Source organism: Nocardia sp. XZ_19_369 (genome assembly GCF_015355715.1).
Lineage (GTDB): Bacteria > Actinomycetota > Actinomycetes > Mycobacteriales > Mycobacteriaceae > Nocardia.
Genome location: NZ_JACVED010000005.1, coordinates 25,798 through 47,677, shown reverse-complemented (window position 1 = coordinate 47,677; position 21,880 = coordinate 25,798). Strand labels below are relative to the sequence as shown.

Annotated in this window: 27 protein-coding genes and 1 tRNA gene; 14 read left to right on the top strand and 14 right to left on the bottom strand. The window is 66.4% G+C overall.

What is annotated here, in order from left to right:
* Positions 1-3: 3 nt before the first annotated feature.
* Both IBX18_RS19180 and IBX18_RS19175 read right to left on the bottom strand, forming a co-directional pair.
* Positions 4-1,269, bottom strand: coding sequence for a VWA domain-containing protein (locus IBX18_RS19180; protein ID WP_194835009.1), 1,266 nt, complete (start codon positions 1,267-1,269; stop codon positions 4-6).
* Positions 1,270-1,319: 50 nt separating this feature from the next.
* Positions 1,320-1,862, bottom strand: a complete 543-nt coding sequence (locus IBX18_RS19175) for an ATPase (RefSeq protein ID WP_228541422.1) — start codon at positions 1,860-1,862, stop codon at positions 1,320-1,322.
* Between the two features lie 81 nt (positions 1,863-1,943).
* Here IBX18_RS19175 and IBX18_RS19170 point away from each other — a divergent pair, with 81 nt between their 5' ends.
* Entirely contained in the window at positions 1,944-3,320 is a 1,377-nt protein-coding gene (locus tag IBX18_RS19170; protein WP_373889205.1) for an MFS transporter, read from the top strand.
* Entirely contained in the window at positions 3,310-3,729 is a 420-nt protein-coding gene (locus IBX18_RS19165) for a MarR family winged helix-turn-helix transcriptional regulator (RefSeq protein ID WP_194835008.1), read from the top strand. Before IBX18_RS19170 ends, IBX18_RS19165 begins: the two co-directional genes overlap by 11 nt.
* A 109-nt stretch (positions 3,730-3,838) precedes the next feature.
* Here IBX18_RS19165 and IBX18_RS19160 read toward each other — a convergent pair whose 3' ends face one another.
* Positions 3,839-4,012, bottom strand: a complete 174-nt coding sequence (locus IBX18_RS19160; protein WP_107654970.1) for a CsbD family protein — start codon at positions 4,010-4,012, stop codon at positions 3,839-3,841.
* A gap of 224 nt (positions 4,013-4,236) precedes the next feature.
* Between IBX18_RS19160 and IBX18_RS19155 the strand changes: the two genes are divergently transcribed.
* From IBX18_RS19155 to IBX18_RS19135, 5 genes are all read left to right on the top strand, one after another.
* Positions 4,237-4,560, top strand: coding sequence for a hypothetical protein (locus IBX18_RS19155; RefSeq protein WP_194835007.1), 324 nt, complete (start codon positions 4,237-4,239; stop codon positions 4,558-4,560).
* A 100-nt stretch (positions 4,561-4,660) separates the two neighbouring features.
* Positions 4,661-5,248, top strand: a complete 588-nt coding sequence (locus tag IBX18_RS19150) for a chemotaxis protein CheB (RefSeq protein WP_194835006.1) — start codon at positions 4,661-4,663, stop codon at positions 5,246-5,248.
* A 20-nt stretch (positions 5,249-5,268) separates the two neighbouring features.
* A complete protein-coding gene (locus tag IBX18_RS19145; RefSeq protein ID WP_194835005.1) occupies positions 5,269-7,155 on the top strand; it encodes a CheR family methyltransferase in 1,887 nt (628 codons plus the stop codon).
* A gap of 33 nt (positions 7,156-7,188) precedes the next feature.
* Positions 7,189-8,073, top strand: coding sequence for a GAF domain-containing protein (locus IBX18_RS19140; RefSeq protein WP_194835004.1), 885 nt, complete (start codon positions 7,189-7,191; stop codon positions 8,071-8,073).
* A gap of 15 nt (positions 8,074-8,088) precedes the next feature.
* Positions 8,089-8,841 carry a GAF and ANTAR domain-containing protein gene (locus IBX18_RS19135; protein ID WP_194835003.1) on the top strand — a complete coding sequence of 251 codons (753 nt, stop codon included), beginning with the start codon at positions 8,089-8,091 and terminating at the stop codon, positions 8,839-8,841.
* 20 nt (positions 8,842-8,861) lie between these two features.
* On the opposite strand, the gene IBX18_RS19130 is transcribed toward IBX18_RS19135, so the two are convergent.
* Positions 8,862-9,701, bottom strand: a complete 840-nt coding sequence (locus IBX18_RS19130; protein WP_194835002.1) for an SDR family oxidoreductase — start codon at positions 9,699-9,701, stop codon at positions 8,862-8,864.
* A 221-nt stretch (positions 9,702-9,922) separates the two neighbouring features.
* Here IBX18_RS19130 and IBX18_RS19125 point away from each other — a divergent pair, with 221 nt between their 5' ends.
* Complete coding sequence (locus tag IBX18_RS19125) at positions 9,923-10,816, top strand: STAS domain-containing protein (RefSeq protein ID WP_194835001.1); 894 nt, start codon at positions 9,923-9,925, stop codon at positions 10,814-10,816.
* Between the two features lie 3 nt (positions 10,817-10,819).
* Here IBX18_RS19125 and IBX18_RS19120 read toward each other — a convergent pair whose 3' ends face one another.
* From IBX18_RS19120 to IBX18_RS19110, 3 genes are all read right to left on the bottom strand, one after another.
* A complete protein-coding gene (locus tag IBX18_RS19120; RefSeq protein ID WP_194835447.1) occupies positions 10,820-11,503 on the bottom strand; it encodes a PAS and ANTAR domain-containing protein in 684 nt (227 codons plus the stop codon).
* Between the two features lie 163 nt (positions 11,504-11,666).
* Positions 11,667-12,443 (bottom strand): hypothetical protein, encoded by a 777-nt coding sequence (locus IBX18_RS19115; protein WP_194835000.1) that lies wholly within the window; start codon positions 12,441-12,443, stop codon positions 11,667-11,669.
* Complete coding sequence (locus IBX18_RS19110) at positions 12,440-13,237, bottom strand: GAF and ANTAR domain-containing protein (protein ID WP_194834999.1); 798 nt, start codon at positions 13,235-13,237, stop codon at positions 12,440-12,442. The genes IBX18_RS19115 and IBX18_RS19110 overlap by 4 nt, the downstream gene beginning before the upstream one ends.
* A gap of 323 nt (positions 13,238-13,560) precedes the next feature.
* On the opposite strand from IBX18_RS19110, the gene IBX18_RS19105 reads away from it, so the two are divergent.
* Together IBX18_RS19105 and IBX18_RS19100 are read left to right on the top strand one after the other, a co-directional pair.
* Positions 13,561-13,881, top strand: coding sequence for an anti-sigma factor (locus tag IBX18_RS19105; RefSeq protein WP_194834998.1), 321 nt, complete (start codon positions 13,561-13,563; stop codon positions 13,879-13,881).
* A complete protein-coding gene (locus IBX18_RS19100; protein WP_194834997.1) occupies positions 13,871-14,710 on the top strand; it encodes an RNA polymerase sigma factor SigF in 840 nt (279 codons plus the stop codon). Before IBX18_RS19105 ends, IBX18_RS19100 begins: the two co-directional genes overlap by 11 nt.
* A gap of 3 nt (positions 14,711-14,713) precedes the next feature.
* Here IBX18_RS19100 and IBX18_RS19095 read toward each other — a convergent pair whose 3' ends face one another.
* On the bottom strand, positions 14,714-15,220 hold the full coding sequence (locus tag IBX18_RS19095; RefSeq protein ID WP_194835446.1) for a flavin reductase family protein: 507 nt from the start codon (positions 15,218-15,220) through the stop codon (positions 14,714-14,716).
* A gap of 137 nt (positions 15,221-15,357) precedes the next feature.
* A complete protein-coding gene (locus IBX18_RS19090; protein WP_147134604.1) occupies positions 15,358-15,714 on the bottom strand; it encodes a MerR family transcriptional regulator in 357 nt (118 codons plus the stop codon).
* A 50-nt stretch (positions 15,715-15,764) separates the two neighbouring features.
* Here IBX18_RS19090 and IBX18_RS19085 point away from each other — a divergent pair, with 50 nt between their 5' ends.
* Complete coding sequence (locus IBX18_RS19085) at positions 15,765-16,409, top strand: NAD(P)H-dependent oxidoreductase (RefSeq protein WP_194834996.1); 645 nt, start codon at positions 15,765-15,767, stop codon at positions 16,407-16,409.
* Between the two features lie 2 nt (positions 16,410-16,411).
* Here the strand turns inward: IBX18_RS19085 and IBX18_RS19080 are convergent, their stop codons facing one another.
* Positions 16,412-16,975 (bottom strand): YdeI family protein, encoded by a 564-nt coding sequence (locus IBX18_RS19080; RefSeq protein WP_194834995.1) that lies wholly within the window; start codon positions 16,973-16,975, stop codon positions 16,412-16,414.
* A 144-nt stretch (positions 16,976-17,119) separates the two neighbouring features.
* Here IBX18_RS19080 and IBX18_RS19075 point away from each other — a divergent pair, with 144 nt between their 5' ends.
* Positions 17,120-17,560, top strand: coding sequence for a hypothetical protein (locus IBX18_RS19075; RefSeq protein ID WP_194834994.1), 441 nt, complete (start codon positions 17,120-17,122; stop codon positions 17,558-17,560).
* Positions 17,561-17,563: 3 nt separating this feature from the next.
* Here the strand turns inward: IBX18_RS19075 and IBX18_RS19070 are convergent, their stop codons facing one another.
* Together IBX18_RS19070 and IBX18_RS19065 are read right to left on the bottom strand one after the other, a co-directional pair.
* The gene (locus tag IBX18_RS19070; RefSeq protein ID WP_194835445.1) at positions 17,564-18,706 is read right to left on the bottom strand and encodes a lipase family protein; all 1,143 of its coding nucleotides are present in this window, start codon (positions 18,704-18,706) and stop codon (positions 17,564-17,566) included.
* Between the two features lie 927 nt (positions 18,707-19,633).
* A tRNA-Ile gene (locus IBX18_RS19065) sits at positions 19,634-19,707 on the bottom strand.
* Positions 19,708-19,827: 120 nt separating this feature from the next.
* On the opposite strand from IBX18_RS19065, the gene IBX18_RS19060 reads away from it, so the two are divergent.
* Complete coding sequence (locus IBX18_RS19060) at positions 19,828-20,268, top strand: nitroreductase family deazaflavin-dependent oxidoreductase (RefSeq protein ID WP_194834993.1); 441 nt, start codon at positions 19,828-19,830, stop codon at positions 20,266-20,268.
* Here the strand turns inward: IBX18_RS19060 and IBX18_RS19055 are convergent.
* The gene (locus IBX18_RS19055) at positions 20,256-20,423 is read right to left on the bottom strand and encodes a hypothetical protein (protein ID WP_194834992.1); all 168 of its coding nucleotides are present in this window, start codon (positions 20,421-20,423) and stop codon (positions 20,256-20,258) included. The two genes, IBX18_RS19060 and IBX18_RS19055, sit on opposite strands and share 13 nt — an antisense overlap.
* 55 nt (positions 20,424-20,478) lie before the next feature.
* Positions 20,479-21,486 carry a zinc-binding dehydrogenase gene (locus IBX18_RS19050; RefSeq protein WP_194834991.1) on the bottom strand — a complete coding sequence of 336 codons (1,008 nt, stop codon included), beginning with the start codon at positions 21,484-21,486 and terminating at the stop codon, positions 20,479-20,481.
* Positions 21,487-21,530: 44 nt separating this feature from the next.
* Here IBX18_RS19050 and IBX18_RS19045 point away from each other — a divergent pair, with 44 nt between their 5' ends.
* Positions 21,531-21,689 (top strand): hypothetical protein, encoded by a 159-nt coding sequence (locus IBX18_RS19045; protein WP_194834990.1) that lies wholly within the window; start codon positions 21,531-21,533, stop codon positions 21,687-21,689.
* The last annotated feature ends 191 nt before the right edge of the window (positions 21,690-21,880 follow it).

The window sequence follows — 21,880 nt, the reverse complement described above, 5'->3', positions numbered from 1 at the left end:
GATTCAGCGCAGGACGCCCGCATCCCTGGCCGCCCGCAACCACGCCGGGAACTCGCCGAGCAGCCGCGCGTACAACTCGCCGTCGTCGACCCGATCGATGTCGTCGAGCGCGAAAAAACCTGCGTTGTCGACGATCCGGTCGGTCAGCTCGTCCAGCGAGCGGAGCAGGCCGTAGTTGGCCCGGCCGAGGCCGATGAACTGCCAGAAGGCAGGTAGGTGCGATGCTTCGCGCATCAGCGCGCTGATGTCGCGCTTGTTCGCGAAGCCGCCATCGGTGAAGAACAGGATGAGCGTGGGCCCGTCGCCGGGGCGCAGCGAGGCCATGATGTCGCGCAGCACCGGCAATTCGTCGTTGCGGCCGCCGATTCGGTCGTAGTCGATGCCCGCATGGGTACCGCTGAGGTGCAGGTAGGTCTGCGCCCACTCGTCGGCCTGCGCGACGGTGATGTCGGGCAGTTTGGCGAACGAGAGGGCGTACAGGTACGCCTCCAGTGCGCCGTTGTCGTCCAACTGGGTCGCCACCGGGATCATCCGCTGCACCACGCGGTGCACCACCTGATTGCGGTATTGCTTCTGCATGCTGCCGGTCTTGTCGATCACCAGCACGACGCGTGCGCGAATTCCCCAGGCGCCCTGGTCGACCAGCACCTTGGCGACAGCGCGCTTGCGCATGTCGAGTTGGCCGCGCTTCTCGAACGACAGAGCCGCCTCGCCCGGCACGGTGCGCACTTCGAGCTCCGTTGCGGCGGAGGGCAATTCGGCCGACGCAGGCGCATCGTCCACGTGCACACCATGATCGGTGACGAGCTCCGCGAAGCCACCCGCGTACCCCTGCCCCACCGCCCGGACCTTCCACTCGGCCCCGCGCCGGTACAGCTCGAGCGCGATGACCACGGACTCACTGGCGAGACCATCGATCCGATACTCGTACAACACATTTCCGGACGGATCGGCCACCTCAGCCACCGGCGCGGCGAACTCGCCGAAGGTAGCGCCCGGTTGGTCCAGCGTGATCACCACCCGCAGTTGCTCGATCTCCGCGGGCAGGTCGGCGAACGAAACCTCCAACGCCGCAGCCGCATCGACCCGCAACAAAACACCGGGCGCGGCGGGTTGATTGAAGAACACGAAGTCCGCATCCGAACGCACCGTGCCCGCCGCCGTCACCAGCAACGCCGACACCTCGATGTCCGCCGCACTCCGTACCGACACCACCACCCGCGACTGCGCCAGCGACCCGTTCTCCCCCTTGACAAGCGCAGCACCCACCGAGACTCCCTAGATCACACCGACGAACCGTAGTCAGGGTAGGCCAGCGGCTATGTCGCCACCGGCTGACCGGTCCGCCAGCCGGTCAAAGCGACGACCGCGGCCGCGATGTCCTCCGGGGTGCGTTCGGTCGTGTCGACCACGTGTACCCAGTCGGGCACTGCGGCGGAGAGTTCGCGGGACATGGCTATGCTGCGTTCGAGGTGCCTGGTCAGTTCGATGCCGTTCTCGCGGTGCGCAAGTCGGGCTCGGGCGGTGTAGTCGTCGCAGGTCAGCAGAACTGCGGTGATGGTGGGGGTGTCGCCCATCGCGGCCGAGAGTTCGCCCATGACCTCCGGCAGCACGGACGCGGTATTCGTATAGACGAGCCGGCGGTAGCCGAGGGCGCGGTAGTTCTGCCACATTGCTGCCAGGTTCTGTTCGGCGAGGCCGTGTTCCCAGGTCGGCGGGTAGGCCAGGTCGAGGTTGTCGCCCTCGATCAACGCGTGCCGCACCTTGGCGCCGGACAGCAGTGCGTGCACCGCCAGGCCGACCCGGCTCTTGCCGACACCCGAACGTCCGCCGAGGAACAGCGCTTCCGTCTCCGAGATCACCTGCCCAGCATGCCAACCTCTGGGCTGCGACGCCGCTCACAGCCCTTGCATTCGGAACAGTTGTGACTTCACAATAATTGTGTGATCACAACTGTTGAACAGATGACCGCACGGCGCAAGACGCTCGTGCTGGCCACCTGCTGTCTGAGCCTGCTGATCGTGTCGATGGACGCGACGATCGTGAACGTCGCGATCCCGACCATCAAGGCCGATCTGGACGCGCCCCTGTCCCGGCTGCAGTGGATCGTCGACGTCTACACGCTCACGCTGGCCAGCCTGCTGATGCTGGCCGGCGCGGCGGCGGACCGGTTCGGGCGGCGCAGGGTGTTCCGCATCGGCCTGATCACCTTCGCGCTCGGCTCGCTGCTGTGCAGTCTCGCCCCGTCCATCGAGGTCTTGATCGCGGCCCGGTTCGTGCAGGCGATCGGCGGCTCGATGCTCAACCCGGTGGCCATGTCGATCATCACCACGGTGTTCACCGGACGGGTGGAACGTGCTCGCGCGGTGGGGGTTTGGGGCGCGGTGGTCGGCATCTCGATGGCGCTGGGCCCGACCGTCGGCGGCGTGCTGATCGACACCCTCGGCTGGCAGTCGGTGTTCTGGATCAATCTGCCGATCTGCGCGCTCGCGCTGGTGCTCACCACTGTCTTTGTGCCGGAATCGAAGTCGGCGACGGTGCGCGGCATCGACCCGATCGGGCAGGTGTTGGCGGTGGTCTTCCTGTTCTCCACAGTCTTCGGGCTGATCGAGCGGCAGCCGCTGATCTTCGTGGTCTCGGCGATCGCGCTGGCGGCGTTCGTCTACTACGAGTCACGCCGCATCGACCCCTTCATCGATCTGCGCTTCTTCCGCAGCGTGCCGTTCAGTTCGGCGACGGTGATCGCCGTCTTCTCGTTCGCCGCGCTCGGCGCGTTCCTGTTCAGCAACTCGCTGTATCTGCAGACGGTGCGGCACTATTCGGCCGTGCACACCGGTCTGCTCTATCTCGCGATGGCGGTCGCGGTGGTGATCTTCTCGCCGCTGTCCGGGCGGCTCGTCGGCAGGTACGGCACCCGGCCGTCACTGATCGCGGCGGGTGTGGCGATGACGGTCGCCGCCGGGCTGCTCACCAGGCTCGACCCGCAGACCCCGGTGTGGGCCTTGGTGATCGTGTTCGCGATCTTCGGGATCGGCTTCGGCATGGTCAACGCGCCGATCACCACCACGGCGGTCAGCGGCATGCCGCTGGATCGGGCGGGCGCGGCGTCCTCGGTCGCCTCGACCAGCCGTCAGGTGGGAACGAGCATCGGTGTCGCCCTGTGCGGCGCGCTGACCGGCGCGGGACTGTGGTGGGTGATCGCGGTGCTGACCGCCGGTGTCGCCATACTCGGCATAGCCGCGAACACCCCGTGGGCCAAACGATCCAGTGACCGCGTGGCCCCCCTGCTGGAACAGAAAGTGCCCACCCATGCCGGATGACACCCCGAACCCCGACGAGGTATGGGCCATGCTCACCCGCCTCGTGATGTACTCCCGCGACCCGTGGCGGCGGGCCGCGAGCGAGCGAACGGGTTTGTCGTTCGGCCGAATCCGAGTGCTGCGTCGCCTGCGGAGCGGTCCGATGACGGTCAAGGAACTGGCGTACGCCGCGGCCATCGACGCCCCCGCCGCCACGGTCGCGGTCAATCAGCTCGAGGAGCTGGGCTACGTCGTCCGGGAGGTAGATCCCACCAACCGGCGCCAGAAACTGGTCTCCATCACCATGGCGGGGCGCGCCGTACTCGCACAGGCACTGGCGACACCGGATCCCGCGCCGGACTCGGTCGCCGCCCTACCCTCCGACGATCTGCGGACCCTGCACGACATCCTGAGCAAAATCGAACACTAAGCCCTGAAAACCCTCAGGCGCTGACGAATTCGCGATCTCCGTACTGCACGGCCGAGCGGGCGGCGCCCGATGGGGCGCACACCCGCTCGACGGTGAACCGAAGACTAGATCAGCTGCGGAAGGCGTCCTTGACCTTCTCGCCCGCGTCCTTGAGGTTGGACTTGATCTGATCGCCCTTGCCCTCGTTCTTCAGGTCCTGGTCGTCAGTGGCCTCGCCGAACTTCTCCTTCGCCTTGCCGGCGAGGTCGTCAGCCTTGTTCTGGGCCTTGTCAGCTGTGCTCATTGTCTAACCCCTTTCGTCGGGTCCGACCGACCATGCCTTGTTCGGGCCGGTCGTGTGGCGGATAACCAGGTTGGATCGAGGCAAACACGCGCGAGCTCACACCCTGGCCGCGAGTAACCCCCACTCAGGCCCCCGAGCTGGGCTTCAAGCGTAAGATTCGAAATGAAATTCCCCGAGTCCCGAAGCGTGGCTCCCCCGTGCCAGCGACCGAACCCGGAGGAATCATGACCCTGGTATCGCCTGACGAATTCGTTCAGCAGACCACCCCGCGCCCACCCCCCGCGCGGGCCGAACAGGACACCCGCGAGTTGATCGAGCTCGGTGACCGGCTGGTCCGGAGCCTGTTCGACACCGGTCTCCGGCTGGACACGATCCGGATGGAGTTCGACCGAGACGGGCTGACGACCGCCGCGGCCGACCTGCACCGCGCCGCCATCGTCGACCTGCTGGCCGAGCTGGATTCGATGATTCGCACCACCGGGTTGGCGATGCTCAGCCTGACCGCCGCGGCACCGATGGGGGAGCTACGAAGTAGAAGACGGCGATGAGCGCGTCGCGCCGCCGCGCCGGGGCCGTACCGGCCATTGGGCCGGTCGGTAGCGCGGGGCTACCCTGGTCTCGTGCACCTCACGGCTGGTCGGCACGACCATGACCACAGATGACCAATACGCCGTTGTCGCCATCGCCTCATCGGCGGGCGGCATCACCGCGCTCTTCAAGGTCCTCGGCGCCCTGCCCGCCACCTTGCCGGTACCCGTGCTCGTGGTGCAGCACCTCGACCGACGCCACAAGACGGTGCTGGCCGAATTGCTCTCGCGCCGAACCGAATTGCGCGTGAAGCTGGCGACGGCGGGCGAAACCGCCGAACCCGGAACCGTATACATCGCGCCGCCGAACAACCACCTGTTGGTGGAGCCGCACGGTGTGCTCGCGCTGTCCGGCAGCGAACTCGTCCACTTCGTCCGGCCCTCGGCCGACCTGTTGTTCGAATCGGTGGCCGGCGCCTACGGCGCACGAGCGATCGCCTGCGTGCTGACCGGATCCGGCAGCGACGGCGCGACCGGGGTGAGTGCGGTCAAGTCCCGCGGCGGCACCGTGGTCGTGCAGGATCCGGAGGAAGCGGAATTCAAGGGTATGCCGGGCGCCGCGGTGGCCACCGGCGATGCGGATCTCGTTGTGCCACTCGACGAGATCGCGGGCGTCATCGCTGGTCTCGTGACCGAGAGCGCAACGTGACCGAATCGAGTGAGGAGAGCATGACGGCACCGGGTGAAGACGTCGAAACCACCGACCCGGCGCTGGAAGACCTGCTGCTGTTCATTCGTGATTCGCGCGGGTTCGATTTCACCGGATACAAGCGCTCCTCGCTGACCAGACGTGTCCGCAAGCGCATGCAAGAGGTGTGGGTCACCGAGTATCTGGACTATCGCGATCTGCTGGAAAGCAACGCCGAGGAATTCCGGCACCTGTTCAACACCATCCTGATCAATGTCACCAGCTTCTTCCGCGACGTGGAGGCCTGGCAGTACCTGCAGCGCGAGGTGTTGCCGGAGTTGATCGCGAATACCAAGCCGGACAGCGAGATTCGGGTGTGGAGCGCGGGCTGCTCCAGCGGCGAGGAAGCCTACTCCCTGGCGATCGCGTTCGCCGAAGTGCTCGGCATAGAGGAGTGCGCGAAACGCGTCAAGCTCTACGGCACCGACGTCGATGAGGAAGCACTGCGTGAGGCACGGGCGGGTGTCTATCCGGCCAAGGCGCTCACACAGCTGTCCGGCGAGCTCCGGGATCGATATTTCGAGCCGGTCGGCGACAAGTTCACCTTCCGGTCGGACCTGCGCCGCCGCGTCATCTTCGGCAGGCACGACATCACCCGTGACGCGCCGATCTCCCGGCTCGATCTGCTGGTGTGCCGGAACACGTTGATGTACTTCAATGCCGAGGCGCAATCGCAGATCCTGGACCGGTTTCACTTCGCGCTACGGGAAGGCGGATTCCTCTTTCTGGGCAAGGCGGAACTGCTGCTTTCCGAAGGCGAGCGGTTCGGGGTGGCAAGCATGCGTCAGCGCATCTTTCGGCGCCGGGCCGGTGAGGTCAGGCCGCCGCATCAGCCGACAACACCGCGGCTCGATATCGGCCTCGGTCAGGAGATACAGGGCCTGGTCAAGAAGCGTCAACTCGGCGAACTCGCGCTGGAAACGGCCCCGTTCGGGGTGATCGGCTTGGATGCCGAGGGCAAAGTCTCCATCCTCAACAGCCAGATGCGCAGCCAATTCGGCTTGACGCTGCACGATATCGGCAGGCCGCTGAGCGAGCTGGAGATCTCCTATCGGCCGGTCGAGCTGCGATCGCTGATCCAGCAGGCCGTCGCGGAGCGCCGCGCCATCCGGGTCAGCTCGGCCGAACGCAAGCTCGGGCCGAACGAAGTCCAGTATTTCGACGTGCATATCCAGCCGCTGTGGGGCAGCGATGGCTCGGATGTGGGGGTGGTGGTCAATTTTGTCGACACGACGATGCCGACCCGGCTCTCACTGGAAGTGAAGGTCAAAAGGGAGGAACTGGAGACAGCCTACGAGGAACTCCAATCCACCAATGAAGAACTCGAAACCACCAATGAAGAACTCCAATCCAGCATCGAGGAATTGGAGACCACCAACGAAGAACTCCAGTCGACCAACGAGGAATTGGAGACCACCAACGAAGAACTCCAGTCCGGTAATGAAGAACTGGAGACAATGAACGAGGAGATGCGGACCCGTACCGACGAATTGAACGAGACCCGCACCTTCCTGGAGGGCGTGCTGTCCAGCGTTGCCGCGGGCGTGGTGGTACTCGACGATCAGCTGCGGGTGCGCAGCTGGAACCGCGGCGCCGAGGAGATGTGGGGGCTGCGCTCCGAGGAGGTCCAGCAGCAGGTGTTCTTCGCGCTGGACTTCGGGCTGCCGACCCAGTTGCTGCACGAAAGCATCCAGCGCTGCCTCAAAACTGGCCATCGCGACGGGCCGGTGAAGCTCGCCGCCGTCAACCGGATCGGGCGTTCGATTGTCTGCGCGGTGACCTGTTCACCGCTGGACGGCACCCGCCAGGGCGTGGTATTGCTCTTGGAAGAGGTCCCGCCGACAAATGTTGCAATACAAGGCAATTAACCGCTCGTCCGGATATGCGCGTAGGCTTGGCCTGTGCGGTCTTATTCGGACGCTCACCAGGAAATTGCCCGTGAGTGGCAGGAATTCAGCGCCGAGCGTGAACGAGCCGCTCGGGCGGCGGCGGTTGCCGCGAAATACGAGGCACAAGCGACACAACAACCACAATCCATGCAGCCATTTCGGCAGCGCATGGCCGAGCTGCATCGAAGAATCGAAGCCCGTCATCTCGCCTGTGCCCGACTGCACCGGTTACACGCCCTGCGCCTCCAACGGTGGTACATCGGCGATCGAGCCACGCTGCGACCGGTTTTCATGGCCGCGGTAGCCCAGCACCTCGGCGTGGACAACGCCGCGGTCACCCTGTTCGGTCAGACCGGCGAAGAACTACTGGTGGCGGCATCGGACGTGACCGCGCGGGCCGCGCACGATCTCGAGCTGCTGATCGGCGAGGGCCCGGCCCGTGACGTGCTGGGCGGCCAGGAATTCGTCACGGCCAACGGCACAGATCTGGCCGACCGCTGGCCGCACTACGGCCCCGCCCTCGCCGAGCTCGGTGTGCGGTCCGTGGTCGCGGTCCCGCTGCTCTCCTCCCGCCTGCTCGGTGCGCTATGCGTGTTCACCAGCCGTACCGGGCTGCTCGCCGAGATCACCCCGGCCGCCGAGGTGGCCGACGCCCTGGCCACAATGGTGCTGCTCGCCTCGTACGGAACCGCCGACGGCGGCGCGCCACAGGGCACGTTGTTCGATGATGCCGATTACCTCGCCGCGGTCCATCAGGCGGTCGGTATGGTTGCGGTGCAATGCAGTTGCCAGCTCGACGCAGCGCTCGCACTGTTGCGCGCACGCGCCTTCGCCGACGGCGTCGCCGTCTCGGAGATCGCTCGCCGCGTACTAGAGGACGGATACCAATTATGTTGACCGTCATGATATTTCATGGCTGAAGAGCTGGCGTTGGGGATGTCGGAGTTGACATCGCTGCTGTTGACCGGCGACGACGTCACCGAATCACTGTGTGCCGCCGCCGATATCGTCGCGCGGATGCTACCGGACCACCCGATGACGGGGATCACGCTCGCCCGCGAGCACGGCATCATCTTCGGCCGTTCGAGCGACGCGCACGCGATGCTCGTCGAGGAATCCGAATTCAGCGAAGGTTACGGTCCCACCCTCCAGGCAATCAGTACGGCACAACAGGTTTCCGTGCCCGATGTCGCTGCGGAGCACCGCTGGGGCGACTATTCGAAACGCATGCTGGCCTTCGGGGTCAACTCGATTCACGCCCAACCGCTTTCGGTGAACGGCGTCGCCATCGGCGCGCTCTCGCTCTACTCGCCCCGGCCGCACAGCTTCACCGACCAGATCCGGCGGGCCGCGATCCTGACCACCGAACACCTCGGCGTCCTGCTCGCGGTCGCATCCGACACGGCCAGGCAAGCCAAGCTCACCGAACAGCTGCGCGCTACGCTGGCCTCCCGATCCACCATCGATCAGGCGCTAGGCATCGTCATGGCCGAACGACGCTGCACCCGCGACGCGGCCTTCGAGGTGCTGCGCGGCAGGTCGCAACGGCGCAATGTCCGCGTCGCGGATTTGGCGGCAGAGATCATCGAGGTGGTCACCGGCCGCAAACCGACCTTGTCGCATTTCGCCGAGCCGGCCGCCCCGTCGCGCCAACGCCGCCGATAGCAATCGACGCACTCCTCGACTCAGAGGATCGGCCTGCCGCCGGTGACGGCGACGCGAGCCCCGGAGATGTAGCTACCGTCATCCGAGGCGAGCAGCACGTAGGTGGAGGCAAGTTCGACCGGTTGCCCGGCGCGGCCGAGCGGGGTGTCATCGCCGAACTTGCCGACCTTCTCCGGCGGCATCGTCGCGGGAATCAGTGGCGTCCAGATCGGGCCGGGGGCCACACTGTTGACTCGAATCCCCTTCTCCCCCAGCAGCTGAGCCAGACTGGCCGAGAAGTTGGCGATGGCCGCCTTGGTCGCCGCGTACGGCGCGAGCGTCGGGTTCGGCATATCCGAATTCACCGATGAACTGCCGATGATCGACGAGCCGGGCGGCATGTGCGGCAGCGCGGCCTTGACCAGGTAGAAGTAGGCCCCGACGTTCAATTTGAAGGTGTAGTCGAATTCCTCGTCGCTGATCTCGTCGAGGGTCGTGTGCGTCATCTGGTAGGCGGCGTTGCTCACCAGCACGTCGATCTTGCCGAATTCCGCTGCGGCACGGTCGATCACGGCCCGACAGTGGTGCGGGTCGGACAGGTCGCCCGGCATCAGCACCGCCGTGCGACCGGCCTCCTCGACCAGCTGCGCGACCTCTTTCGCGTCCTCGTCCTCGTTGAGATAGGAGATCAGCACGTCGGCGCCCTCGCGCGCGAAGGCGATGGCGACCGCACGGCCGATCCCGCTGTCCGCGCCGGTGATCACGGCCGCTTTGCCGGTCATCTTCCCGGAACCGCGGTAACTCTTTTCGCCACAGTCCGGCACCGGCTGCATCTGGGCCTGGATACCAGGGACTTCTTGCTGTTGCTCGGGGAAACCCATAGCGGAGAACCTCCTGCGCGCTCGGATGAGACGCAGACCGGTTATCCCGTCGCCGCGCCCGGAAACCTCCGCCGCCTTCTTTCGATGGCTCCGTCGGCCGCGATAGGTATACGATTCTGCAGTCGGTGGAACGGTCCAAACGAGACGGCTGGCCACCGCGCTTTTCGAGCACGCGAGAGTCCGATTCGCGGTGGGATGGACCGGAGGCGGCATTGTCCGAGATGTCGATTACTGCTTTCGCGACCGACACCAGCAGTAACGGTGTCAGCGAGGGTTTGCTTTCCGAGCTGGTAGAGCACCTCCGGCAGAACCGCACCGTGCTGCGCGAGGAATGGGCGCGCCGCATTACCGAGGCGCAGTTGCTGACCGCGATGACGCCCGACGAGATGTTCTCCGAGGCCACCTCCGTGTACGACAACTACGTCGCCGTGCTGGAGACCGGTTCGGTGGAGGCGCTGCAGGACTACGCCAGGGATCTGTCCGAGCGCATCATTCCCCGCGGCGTCGAGACCGACGAGGTCCTCGGCATCGTGCTGCTGCTGCGCGACGTGCTGGCCCGCTCGCTGTTCGAGAAGTACCAGAACGACTTCCAGCTGCTCAACGCGGTGCTCGACGCCTACGAACCGGCCGCCAACCGCATCGCCAACACCGTGGGCGTGTCCTTCGTCGAGGAACGCGAACGCATCATCCGCCAGCAGCAAGAGGCGATCCGCGAGCTGTCCACCCCTGTTCTCCAGGTCCGTGAACAGCTGCTCATCCTGCCCATCATCGGCGTGCTCGACGGTCAGCGCGCCCGTCAGCTCACCGAGCAGCTGCTGCGCGCGATCCGGGCCAACCGGGCCAAGGTGGTCGTCATCGACATCACCGGTGTGCCGACCATCGACTCCACCGTGGCCAACCACCTGGTACAGACCGTCGACGCGTCCGGACTGATGGGCGCGAACGTGATCATCACCGGCCTGTCCTCGGAGATCGCGCTGACGCTGGTCACCATCGGCCTGGATCTGTCGAAGATGAATGCGGTCGGCGACCTCCAGGGCGGTATCGAAGAGGCCGAACGGCTGCTCGGCTACGAGGTCAGCCGCACCGACACCACGCGACGACCGGAACTCTGAAGGTCATTCGGATCCGGAGCGCTCGTGCACGGTCAGCAGCAAGTGGTCGAACGCGGTCTGCACCTGCGGCGGCGCCGGCGGCAGTGAGTTTATTGCGGCGACCAGCCGGGTGGCCAGGGTGCGCAGCTTGACGTTGGTCTCCTGGGACCGCCACTGCAGTACCCGGAAGGCCTGCTCGGCGTTGAGCCGGTACACCTGCATCAGCACGCCCTTGGCCTGTTCGATCACGGCTCGCGCCTCGAACAGTTCCGGCAGGGTGTCGTCGAGCACCTCCTGGCGTTGTTCGTCGATGGCGTCGGTCAGGTCGACGTAGTGGCCCCTGGTGCCGATGACCATGCCGTCGGCGCCGGTCACGGTGCCGCCGAAAACGATCACATGACGGGTCACCCCGGCGGTGTCGATGATGCGGTGGCGGCTGCAGAACGGCTCGGCATGGCGCAACGACTTGGCGATCGCCTCAGCGACCTGGGCACGGTCCTCCGGATGTTTGTGTGACAGCAGCAATTCCGTGGTCGGCGTCACCGTCCCCGGCGCGTACCCGTGCATTGCGGCGACCGCGTCCGACCACTCCCACCGCTGATCGGCGAACCAGAATCCGAAGCTTCCGGTCGCCTGCGCTGTACCGCCACCAACCACCTGGACGACCGCGAGGGTCGCCGCCTCGGTGGCCGTCGCGCCTGTTTCCATCACCCGGTAAGTATGCGCCCTACCTGCGGTTTTCACACCAGGTCGGCGGTAGGTCGCTCGTGTCGGAACCATATTGAAATGCCGCGCGGTCAGAGAGACGCCAGCCAGCTTTCAGCAATCGAAACAGTGCGCGCTCGTTCCGATCATCGGTCGAACACCTCGGTCAGCTGTTGATGTGCCGCGGCGGCGCCAGCTCCGGCGGCCCGTGCAATATCCCGGTGGCGCCGGGATCCCACGGCGACGCGTCCTGCGCTTCACAGATGGCCTGCGCGTGGGCGGTGGGCGTCACGTCGTACGCCCGGGCAAGCTTCACCAACCGTTGTCGTGCGGCTACCGCAATATCGAGGTCGAAGTATTCGGCGAGCACGCCGACCGCCGCGGCGATCACGGCGGTGCCGTGCAGCACCGCCTCCACGGTTTCACCGGTGCTGGCCCGGCGCCCCTCCACCCGACCGGTGGACGCCGCGATCGCCGTGAGGTCCGCGAGAAGCTGGCCGAAGTCGTTGGGGCGGGCGGCACCCCATGGCTCGTCGAGATGCACCACGACCGAGCCGAGCGGCATTCTCAGGGCGACCACCGGAAATGCACGCACGGACCGTAGCCCGGCGGCCAGCGCCTGCCTGCGGTACTGCGGCCAGGTGGTGTCGCGCCCCGCCGCGAGATCCGCGATCATCGTCACCGCACCGTCGCGCGCACTCGACAACCCCGGGCCGGTGATATGCAGACGTGGATCGGCCGAGCCGCCGTCGCGCAGCGACTCGGCAACGATCTGCATGCCCGCCGGCTGCCGCGGATCGCACAGAATCACCACCGCGGACACCGCGTCGAAACAGTCACGAGCGTGCACAGCTATCGAGTGCAACAGCGTCGGCACATCGAAATCGGTGGTCAGTGTCGCCGTCAGTTCCGTGATCGCCAGTCGGGTCCGGGCCGAGTTCATCGTTGCTGCCCCTCCGTCGGGTCACGCTGTTCCCGCAACGACAGCCGCCGGGCCACGATATCGGCTGCCACGTCGGCGATGGAGCGGCGCTGCGCGTAAGAGGAGGCGCGCAAACGGTCCATCCCCTCGCTGATCGGAACCGCGAGCTGCACAGCAACCATACCGGCGGCATTGAATATCTCCGCACGGGAGAACTCGCCGTCGGGCTCCGGCGAATCGTTGTCCGATCCGGCGGCGTCGAGCGCGGTTTCGACGCTGCCCGCCTGGTCGATCCGCTCCGCCCAGTTCGCGTGCAGGGTGCGTCCGACGGCGATCGCACAGGCCAGCGCGGACTCTTGTTCCGAGCCGGCCAGCACACCGACCGTGCTGCGGTACAGCTCGAGGACTCCGATCGGCCGCAGCACACCGGGCACCGGGAAGGCGAACGCCGCGCGCGCCCCGAGTGCGAGTGCATCGGGGGTGAAGGCAGGCCACCGCGCGGCCACGGCGCTGAGTGCCAGATCCGGCCACATTTGGAGGCGGTCGGCTCGGTAGGCGTCGACGCACGGCCCCTCGCCGACCACGAACTGCAACTCGTCGATCTGCTGGGCGATCGGGTCGGTCGCATAGACCAATTCCCGTGCCTGAGTGGAGTTGCTGAGTACCGCGAGCGCTGCGCCGTCGACGCCGCTCAGACGGACCGCGGCCGAGCACAGCGTGCTTATGCCGGTGAACAGCGAACCAGGCACCTGTACGAAATCCCGGTTCGAGCCCTCGAAGCGGTCACCTCGATGCCCGCCGGATGCTCCCTCCACCCCGGACTCCTATCTCCCCGACTTCGACGCTACTCCAACCGGGCACCGAAGCCCGCACGGACCACGCCGAGAGCATCGTCAGCAACGCTCGATGCCGGGTAACTCCGGTCACAGTGCACGCCGAGACGTTGCCGAGGTGATTGACACGGCAAGGCTCGGGTATGGCCGCAGTGAATCGATGGGAGGCGGTGAACATGATGAAGTTGGCTTCCAGGACATCTACATCACACCAGACATCCGTGGTCGCGCACCGAGTCGTCTTCGAGCTGGCCGCTGAGCCGTACGAGCTGGGCATGCTTCGGGCGCTCACCGATACCACGTGCATGATGGCCGAGGTCACGCTCGATGCGATTCCGGACATTCGGCTCGTACTCAGCGAGGCGGCCACCGCACTGATGCTCGACGCGGTGCCCGGCTCGACGCTGCGGTGCGCGTTCACCTACAGCCGGCGCAGCATCAGCGCGCGGATCGGCGCGACGACTACCCGCGATGTCGAGATCACCCGCGACCCGCTGAGCTGGCAGTTGGTGCAGGTATTGACCGATTCTGCCGAGTTGATCACCGAACCTTTTGAGCCGGCGGCGGGAGGGTATCCAACGGCCATCGAATTCAGTTGGGAGCGAGGGTTATCCGATGCAGCGTGACTTCACGGCGGGCCGGGTCGACGCACCGCGACGTACGCAATCCCGCGGCGACAGCTACGACAATATCGAGCCGTGGTTCGAGAAGATGGCAACGCTCGACGCTGACGATCCGCATCGAATCGAGTTGCGCGAGGAAGTAATGCGGCTGTGCCTGCCGCTGGCCGAGCACATCGCTCGCAAGTTCGCCGGTCGCGGTGAGTCTTTCGACGATCTGCAGCAGATCGCCAGTCTCGGTTTGCTTCTCGCGGTCGACCGGTTCGACGTCACGCGGGGCAGCTCGTTCCTCTCGTTCGCCGTGCCGACGATCATGGGCGAGGTGCGCAGGCACTTCCGGGACCACACCTGGGCGGTACGAGTTCCGCGTCGGCTCAAGGAAATTCAGCAATTGCTCGGGCCGACCACCGAAACGCTGTCGAACCGGCTCGGCCGGGTACCCACCGCCAGGGAGATCGCCGCCGAACTGGACCTCGATGTCGGTGAGGTCACCCAGGCGTTGATCGCGAAGAACGGTTACCAGACCAACTCCATCGATGCCGTGACCCGCGACGACGGGGAGGCCACGCCGATGCCGCTCGCCGCGGGACTCGGCGCGGAGGAGCCGTGCTACCAGCTGTTGGAGCAGTCGATGACCGTCCGGCCGTTGATCGCCGCGCTGCCCGAGCGAGAGCGCCGGGTACTGATCATGAGATTTTTCGAATCGATGACGCAGGCGCAGATCGCCGAGCAGCTCGGGGTCTCCCAGATGCAGGTTTCGCGCATCCTGTCCAAGACCTTGAATACGCTGCGCGCCCAGGCCTCGGACGAGGAGCCCCCGGTCTGCGTTGCCTGACCTTTACGCGGTATGGCCGGGTTTCAGCCTGGCGACGGCGTTGTAGCGCAGGGCGTCGGTGTGTGCCGGCGGGGGCGAGGCGGCCTCCGGCTCGATGAGCATGCCGACGTGGTCGCCCAGATCGTGGCGTTCGAGGATGCGGCCGGTGAACCAGCCTGCGGCGGCACTCAGGATCGGTACCTCGCCCGGGCCGGGGTGCCACTTGCAGTGCGCGAACTTGTTGATGTCGTCACCGGTCTCCGCGCCGAAAAGTGCTGCCAGCGAGGACTGTTCGCGGCCGAGCAGATGCACCGCCAAATGCTCGGCCGCCATCACGACGCCGAAGGTGAAATTGGACTTGGAGATGCCGACCAGGAACCGCGGGGGTTCGATGCTCACCTGCGAGGTGAAGCCGACCAGGCACCCGGCCTGGCGACCATCGGCCCGGGTGGTCACGACGAACACGGGGTAGTCGGCGGCCGCGATCACCGCGTCGAAAGCGGAGCGATCTGTGGTGACGTTGTCCGACATGGTCCTCGCGCTCGGCTCGGCCGCCGCCCGGGCCGCGTGTTCGGCTGCGGCTCGGGACCGCGGCAAGTGGGCAGTCCATAGACCACACTACGAGAAGTCGGCGGTGCGCAGGGCCTATGGATTTCGGGGCAGCGGGATCAGCGGCCGAGGTCCTGGCGGAGTTTGAGTAGGTTGGCCTTTTCCGCGAGGAGTCGTTCGATGCCCGCGTCCAATTGCCGGGTGCGTTCGTCGAGTTGCGCCAGCACGTCGTCGCGGTCCTGGTCGGTGGCGGACTGCGGGGCGGTGCAGGCGATGTGGATCAGGGTGGCGGCTTCGGTGAGCGAGAGACCGGAGGCGAGCAGACAGCGGATGTCGTGCACCGTCTTGACGTCCTCTTCGCGGTAGTGCCGATAGCCGTTGGGGTCGCGCTCGGGGGTCAGGACACCGGCGTTCTCGTAGTGGCGCAGCATCCGCGGGGTCGCACCGGTGAGCTGGCTCAAATCTTTGATCCGCACCTGAGCTTCTCCTTGACATTGACGTTAGTGTCATACTTTACCTTGGCCATATGACGAACGATCGCAGTCAGCCGAAAGTACTGCTCGTGGTGTCCCACCCGGATCACGAGTCCGCCACCTGGGTCATCGCCCGCGCGGTCGAGCAGGGCATCCAGGCGGACGGAAACACCACCGCTGTCGTGCATGATCTGACGGCTTCGGGATTCGATCCGGTGTTCCGTCCTGCGGATCTCGCGGTGCACCGGCTGCTCGGCGATCCGCCCGCCGATGTGCGGCGGGAGCAGGAGTTGATCGAGTCGGCCGATGTCGTTGCCGTGTTGTTCCCGGTCTACTGGTGGTCGATGCCCGCGCTGGCCAAGGGGTGGATCGATCGAGTGTTCAGCCGTGGGTGGGCCTATGAGAACACCTCTCCCGACGGTCCGAGTGCGGTGAAAGAACTGCACTTCATCGCGTTGGCGGGGGTTAATCGAGGGACGTTCGATCGTCGTGGGTACAAGGACGCGATCACGTTGCAGCTCCGGGACGGTATTGCTGGTTACTCCGAGATTCCCGAATCCTCCGTGGAAGTTCTCTATGGCACTGAGACCACCGATCCGCAGGCGCATGAAGAACTCGCTGCTCAGGGGTACAAGCTCGGTGGTGATCTGGCGCAGCGGGCGCAAGCGGCGTTCGATCGGAAGGTTGCGGTGGGCTGACGCTACTGGCTTGCCTGTGCGAGCGACGCGACGATCTGGTCGAGCTGCGTGGCGCGGCCGGCCGGGGTGCGTGCCTTCATGAGCCGGAGGAACAGCGCGTACTGCCGGGTCCGGTCCAGCAGTTCGAACTGGACCCGCGCCCGCTCGTCATCAGCCAGCGCGGCGGCCAGATCGGCCGGGACGGTGGCGTCGCGCTGGCGCTGATAGGCGGCCGCCCACCGCCCGTCCGCCTCGGCCGCCCGGATCGCCGCCGAGCCGGGCGCGCGCATCCGACCCGCGGCGATCAGCGCCTCGGCCTTCTCCACATTCACCTGCGACCATGGGCTTTTCGGCCGCCGTGGCGAGTACCGCTGCAGGTAGTGCTGATCGTCGAAGCCCTTGCGATGGCTGTCGATCCAGCCGTAGCACAGGGCGACGTCGAGGGCGTCGCCGATCGTGATCCCCTGGGCGCCCTTCTTCGCGATCAGCAACCAGACGCCCGCCGACTCGTCGTGGTGGTCGGCCAGCCACGACTCCCAGTGCGCCGCGTCCGGGAAACGAAGAGAACCTGCGTCGATGCTTTCCATGAACCCATCATCCGCAGTTAAGTGCTCACTGAATGAGCACTTTCAAGACGGGTTCCGACTGCTACTCGGAGGTGACCAATCCAGAACCGGCTCGGGTCCGAATACCCACGCCAGAGCCGTCCACAGAAACGAGGTCACCACCCCGTGCACTATCGACCCGCTCATCTCGTCGCGACCGGTGCCGCCGCCTTCGCAACCCTGCTGGCCGCCGCCCCGGCCGCTTCCGCCGAGACGTCACCGAGCTACCGGTGCGCAACGATTACGCCCGGAAAAGCCATCGGCGACAATCTCGCTCCCGTCGAAGCCGGCAAATGCACCGCGGCGAACAAGGCCCCCAAGGCAGGCGAGATCAACGGCTTCTTCTTCATTCTCGATTCGGCGAAGAAGGGGACGTACTTCGTGTGCGGGGTCAAACCCGACGGCAAACTGGCCGCGGACACCGAGGAGACCGGCGCGGCCGCCCTTCCCGGCAAAGTCACCGCCGCCGGTTGCAAGCAGTTCCCCAAGGGCGACTTCAAGTTCACCCCCGAACAGTTCGAGCAGGAACTCGCCAAGCAGGCCAAGAAAATGGGCACCCCGAGTTAGCGGTCAGCAGGTACTGGGAGCTGGGCGCCCGGCGAAGCGGTCGGCCAGGTAGTCCAGCGCCCGGGGCGCGCCCGCCAGCATGGCGGCACCGTGATCGGCACCCGGAATCATGTCCAGCCGCACCGGCGTGCCCGCGCGGCAGTACCGCCCCGCCACGTCGCGAACCGCCTGCGGTGACACCACATCGTCGGTGCCGTGCCACTGGTACACCGGAACGCGCGGCACACCGTCGAAGTCTTGGATGCTGTTCTCCCGCAACACCTGTGCCGTCGCCGGGTCGTCATCCAAGGCGCCGCCGGTGAACACATCGGACAGTCGGCGGTTGGCACCCGCATCGATGATCTCGGTTGCGCAGGCATTGGCTATCCGGTCGCGCAGCGCCAGCCCCGCCGGGTTGAGTCGCGGCTCCAGCCGCACCCGATCGGGATACTCCCGCTCCAATCCCACAGCCGCTGCGAAACCGAGCCCGAACAGCTGATTCGGCGTCGACCCGACATCGCGGGCCAACGTGGCCAGGTTCACCGGCACGCCGCCCTGCGCGGCCCCGACGATCGGCAGCTCCGGCGCATACTCCGGCGCGAGCGCGGCAGCGAACCCCGTGGCCATGCCACCACCCGAATAACCAGCCATACCAACAGGACTCGCGGCCAGACCCGCAGGAGCGAACCTCTGCACCGCGCGAATCCCGTCCAGGGTGAGCGTGCCACCCAGCCGCGCCGCACCATACGCACTCGTCGGCCCCAGATGATCCGGCACCGCGACCGCCCACCCGCGAGCCAGCAGCAGATTCAAGGCAGGCGCCTCCTGCATCGTCCCGTCGAACAGACTGTGCGACGGCGCACACCGCACCCCGAGCGAGTTCACGAACGGCTGATACGACACCAACGGCCGATTCCCCCCACCCGCCGGCACCAACACCGTCGTCACCGCCACGACCGGAACGCCCGCCGAATTCACCGACCGATACAACAACTGCCACGCCGCCACCCCGGGAAACCCGGCCGCGGCAACCTGCCTACTGCGCACCACATCCCCCACGGCATAGTCCGCGAGATCCCGCGGCGCCACAGAGAACCCATCCGCCTCCCCCGCCGGATACACCGGCGCCGCCGCAGCCGACGGCACCCCACCGATCCCGACGACCATCACCACCAAACAAACCAACCTCGCTGCCACGCTGCGAAATCGGGTCGCCATCACAACCACTCCTGCCAGTTCGGATCTACCGGAACTCCAAGTCGAGGCCCCACCGACTGCCGCGACAGGTCTCCCCGGAAGTACCCTCCTCCGCCCGACATACCTGCGCCCGACATACCTGCCACAGACAACGTTGATCCACGGACGCACAGAAAGGAAGTCGCATGGCGAAGCCGTCCAGATGGGTGCCGTTCGCCGATCGCTTACCGGAGCGGACATTGGCGAGTGCGGCGACGCTCCCGACTCCCTCGACGCACGCCGCACCTCGGCCGACGCCTCACCAACCTCGCCATCGCGCAGTGGCAGACCGGGCAGTTCCGGAACCCGCCGACCTGCTCCGCCACGCCACCGACGGCTATCCGCCGTCTCGATGCCGCCGAAACCGATCCGCGCCAAGCTATCTCGCCACGCTCCCCCCTGTCGGAGCGTGCCTCGATTGCCGCCACCGGCCCCGGATAGTTGAGGACGCCGCTGATCCCCTCCACCGGCGGCGCCTCGACCATCGGGCTCCGTTGCCCCGGGGATGGCGCCGCAATCATCACCGGAAGCACAGCCTTGCCGCCAAGCCGAAGGTGGTATTCACACACTGAACCAGCAGGTCAGCACCCATTTATCGATATTCCGGTCCGGAGAACACCGGATGCGAGCCCGCAGGCCTGCCCTGACTGCGCGAGGGGATGCCGAAGTCTTTGTCGCCGACTTCTATTGAACGTTGACCCCGAACCGCTGTGGCCGTGCGACCGGGCAGGCCCGACCAGCCGGTCCTGGGAGTCGAGAGGGGGTGGTCAACCGCGCACCAATTTGTTGGTCTTCGCGCCCAACAGCGCATGTAATCGGTTACCGATCGAGGCATATCCGCTGCTCAGGGCGGGTTTGTGGGGCGGGCGGGGCTCGAACCCGCGACCAATGGATTATGAGTCCACGGCTCTAACCGACTGAGCTACCGCCCCTCTTCTGCGGGTGCACCGCAGGCGTGGGGGATGCTACCGGCTGGGGTGGGACTTGCACCACTCGGACCCGGGGCGGCGGTTAGGGTGGGGGCGTCCGGCAACCGTTGTGGAGGGTCGACTATGTCGAGTGTGTTCGCGAAGGTGCTGCAGGTGCATCAGTGGGTGTACGAGAACAGTGGCGGTGTGGTGGGGCATCGGGTGTTGTTCGGGAATCCGACGCTGTTGTTGCGGACGGTGGGCCGCCAGACGGGGCAGGCGCGTACGTCGGCGCTGACGTATGGGCGGGATGGGGCGGATTACTTGGTGACGGCGTCCAACGGTGGATCGCCGCGGCCGCCGGGGTGGCTGGCGAATGTGAAGGCCAAGCCGGAGTGTGAGATTCAGATCGGGCGGCGCAAGGTGCCGGTGGTCGCGCGGCCCACGTATCCGGATGATTCGGACTATGCGCGTCGGTTCGCGATCGTGGACAAGGTCAACAAGGGTCGCTATAGCGCCTATCAGAAGATGACCAAGCGGCCGATTCCGGTGGTGGTGCTGACGCCGGCCGGTCAGTCCCGGTAGTCGTCGTCGCGCTCGTCCCAGTGGCCTTCGTAGTCGTCGGGATCGTCCCTGTCCCATTGGCTTTCGTCTTTCGGCGGTCTGCTGGCTATTTGCACGACAACCACCACGACAGCGAGCACCAGTAGGACCACACCAACAACGATCAGAGTCTCCACGCAGGGCACCCTAGCGCCGAGCCAGGGTGCCCGCCATAGCTTGCTCGGTGGTCTCTCAGACAGCGGAATCCAGGGTCAGCAGGGTGCGGCCCACCGCCGTCCTGGATTCGATGGCGGCGTGTGCCTTTTCGGCCGCGTCGAGCGGAAAGGTTTGGCCGATCACCACTTCCAGCCGCCCGGCCGCGGCCTCGGCGAGCGAGCGTTCGGCCAGCCGCGGCCAATCGGTTTCGGCGTCGGTGACATCGAGCAGACCGGTCACCGTGATGCCGCGGGCGGCCGCCGACGCACTGTCGATCGCCGCGAATTCGCCTGCGGCCATGCCGTAACCGAGGAATCGCCCGTTGTCCGCGATGGCGTCGAAGGCGGCTTCGCCCAGTGCACCGCCCGCGCCGTCCAGCACGACATTCGCGCCCGCACCAGCTGTCGCCGCCTTGGCCTTGTCCGACCAGCCCGCCTCGGCGTAGTCGACCACGACGTCGGCGCCGAGCCGTTCGGCCAACGCCAATTTGGCGCTGCCCCGCGCTGCGGCGATCACGTGTGCGCCCGCCGCGTGTGCGAGCTGGATCAGCAAGGTGCCGAGTCCACCGCCCGCCGCGGTGATCAGCACCCACTCCCCCGGCTGGATCGCGGCCTTGTCGAAGACGGCCAATGCGGTTTGCCCGTCGTGCGCGAGCGCGACGGCCTGTGCCAGGCTCAACCCCTCGGGCACGACGGTCAGCGTTGCCGCACTGGCAAGCGCCTTTTCGGCGTAGCCGCCGATCGGCTGGCCGCCGCCGATCTTGCTGGCCGCGGTCGCGGTGGTGACACGCTTGCCGATCCAGGACTCGTCCACACCGTCACCGACCGCGCTGACCACGCCGGCGACCGCGCCACCGGGCACGTAAGGAGTCGCCAGCTGGAAGTAGTCCCCACCCCATCCGCCGCGCAGCCGGGCATCCAGGAACATCACGTCGGCGGCGGCCACGTCCACCACCACCTCGCCCGGTCCGGCCACCGGCGCCGGCACCTCACGCACCGTAAGTACTTCGGGCCCACCGAATTCCGCTACCTGCACTGCGCGCACGACCAACCTCCATAGCTTTCCTGTTTCGTCCGACAGGAATCAGCATGGAACCTGAACTGATGTTGAGGTCAAGCCGCGTGCAGGCGATTTCGCTCAGCGCGAAAGCGATTCACGAACTGCCACCACCGCAACTGCTCCCGCCACCACAGCTGGAGCTGCTTCCACCGCTGCAACTGCTGCTGCTGCCACCGCTGTCGTGGTGACCTCCGCCGTGGTGGCCTCCGCCGTGGTGGTGCCCGCCCCCGGGCTCCGGATACCAGCCGCCGCTACAACTACTCGACGAACCGGCATCGGTACCGGCGGCACCGGCCATCCAGTAGGGCTCCGCACCGCCGCTATGTCGCCGGCGTGCATCACCACGCCGAGTCCGGTAGGGCGGATTCCGCCTGTTTCG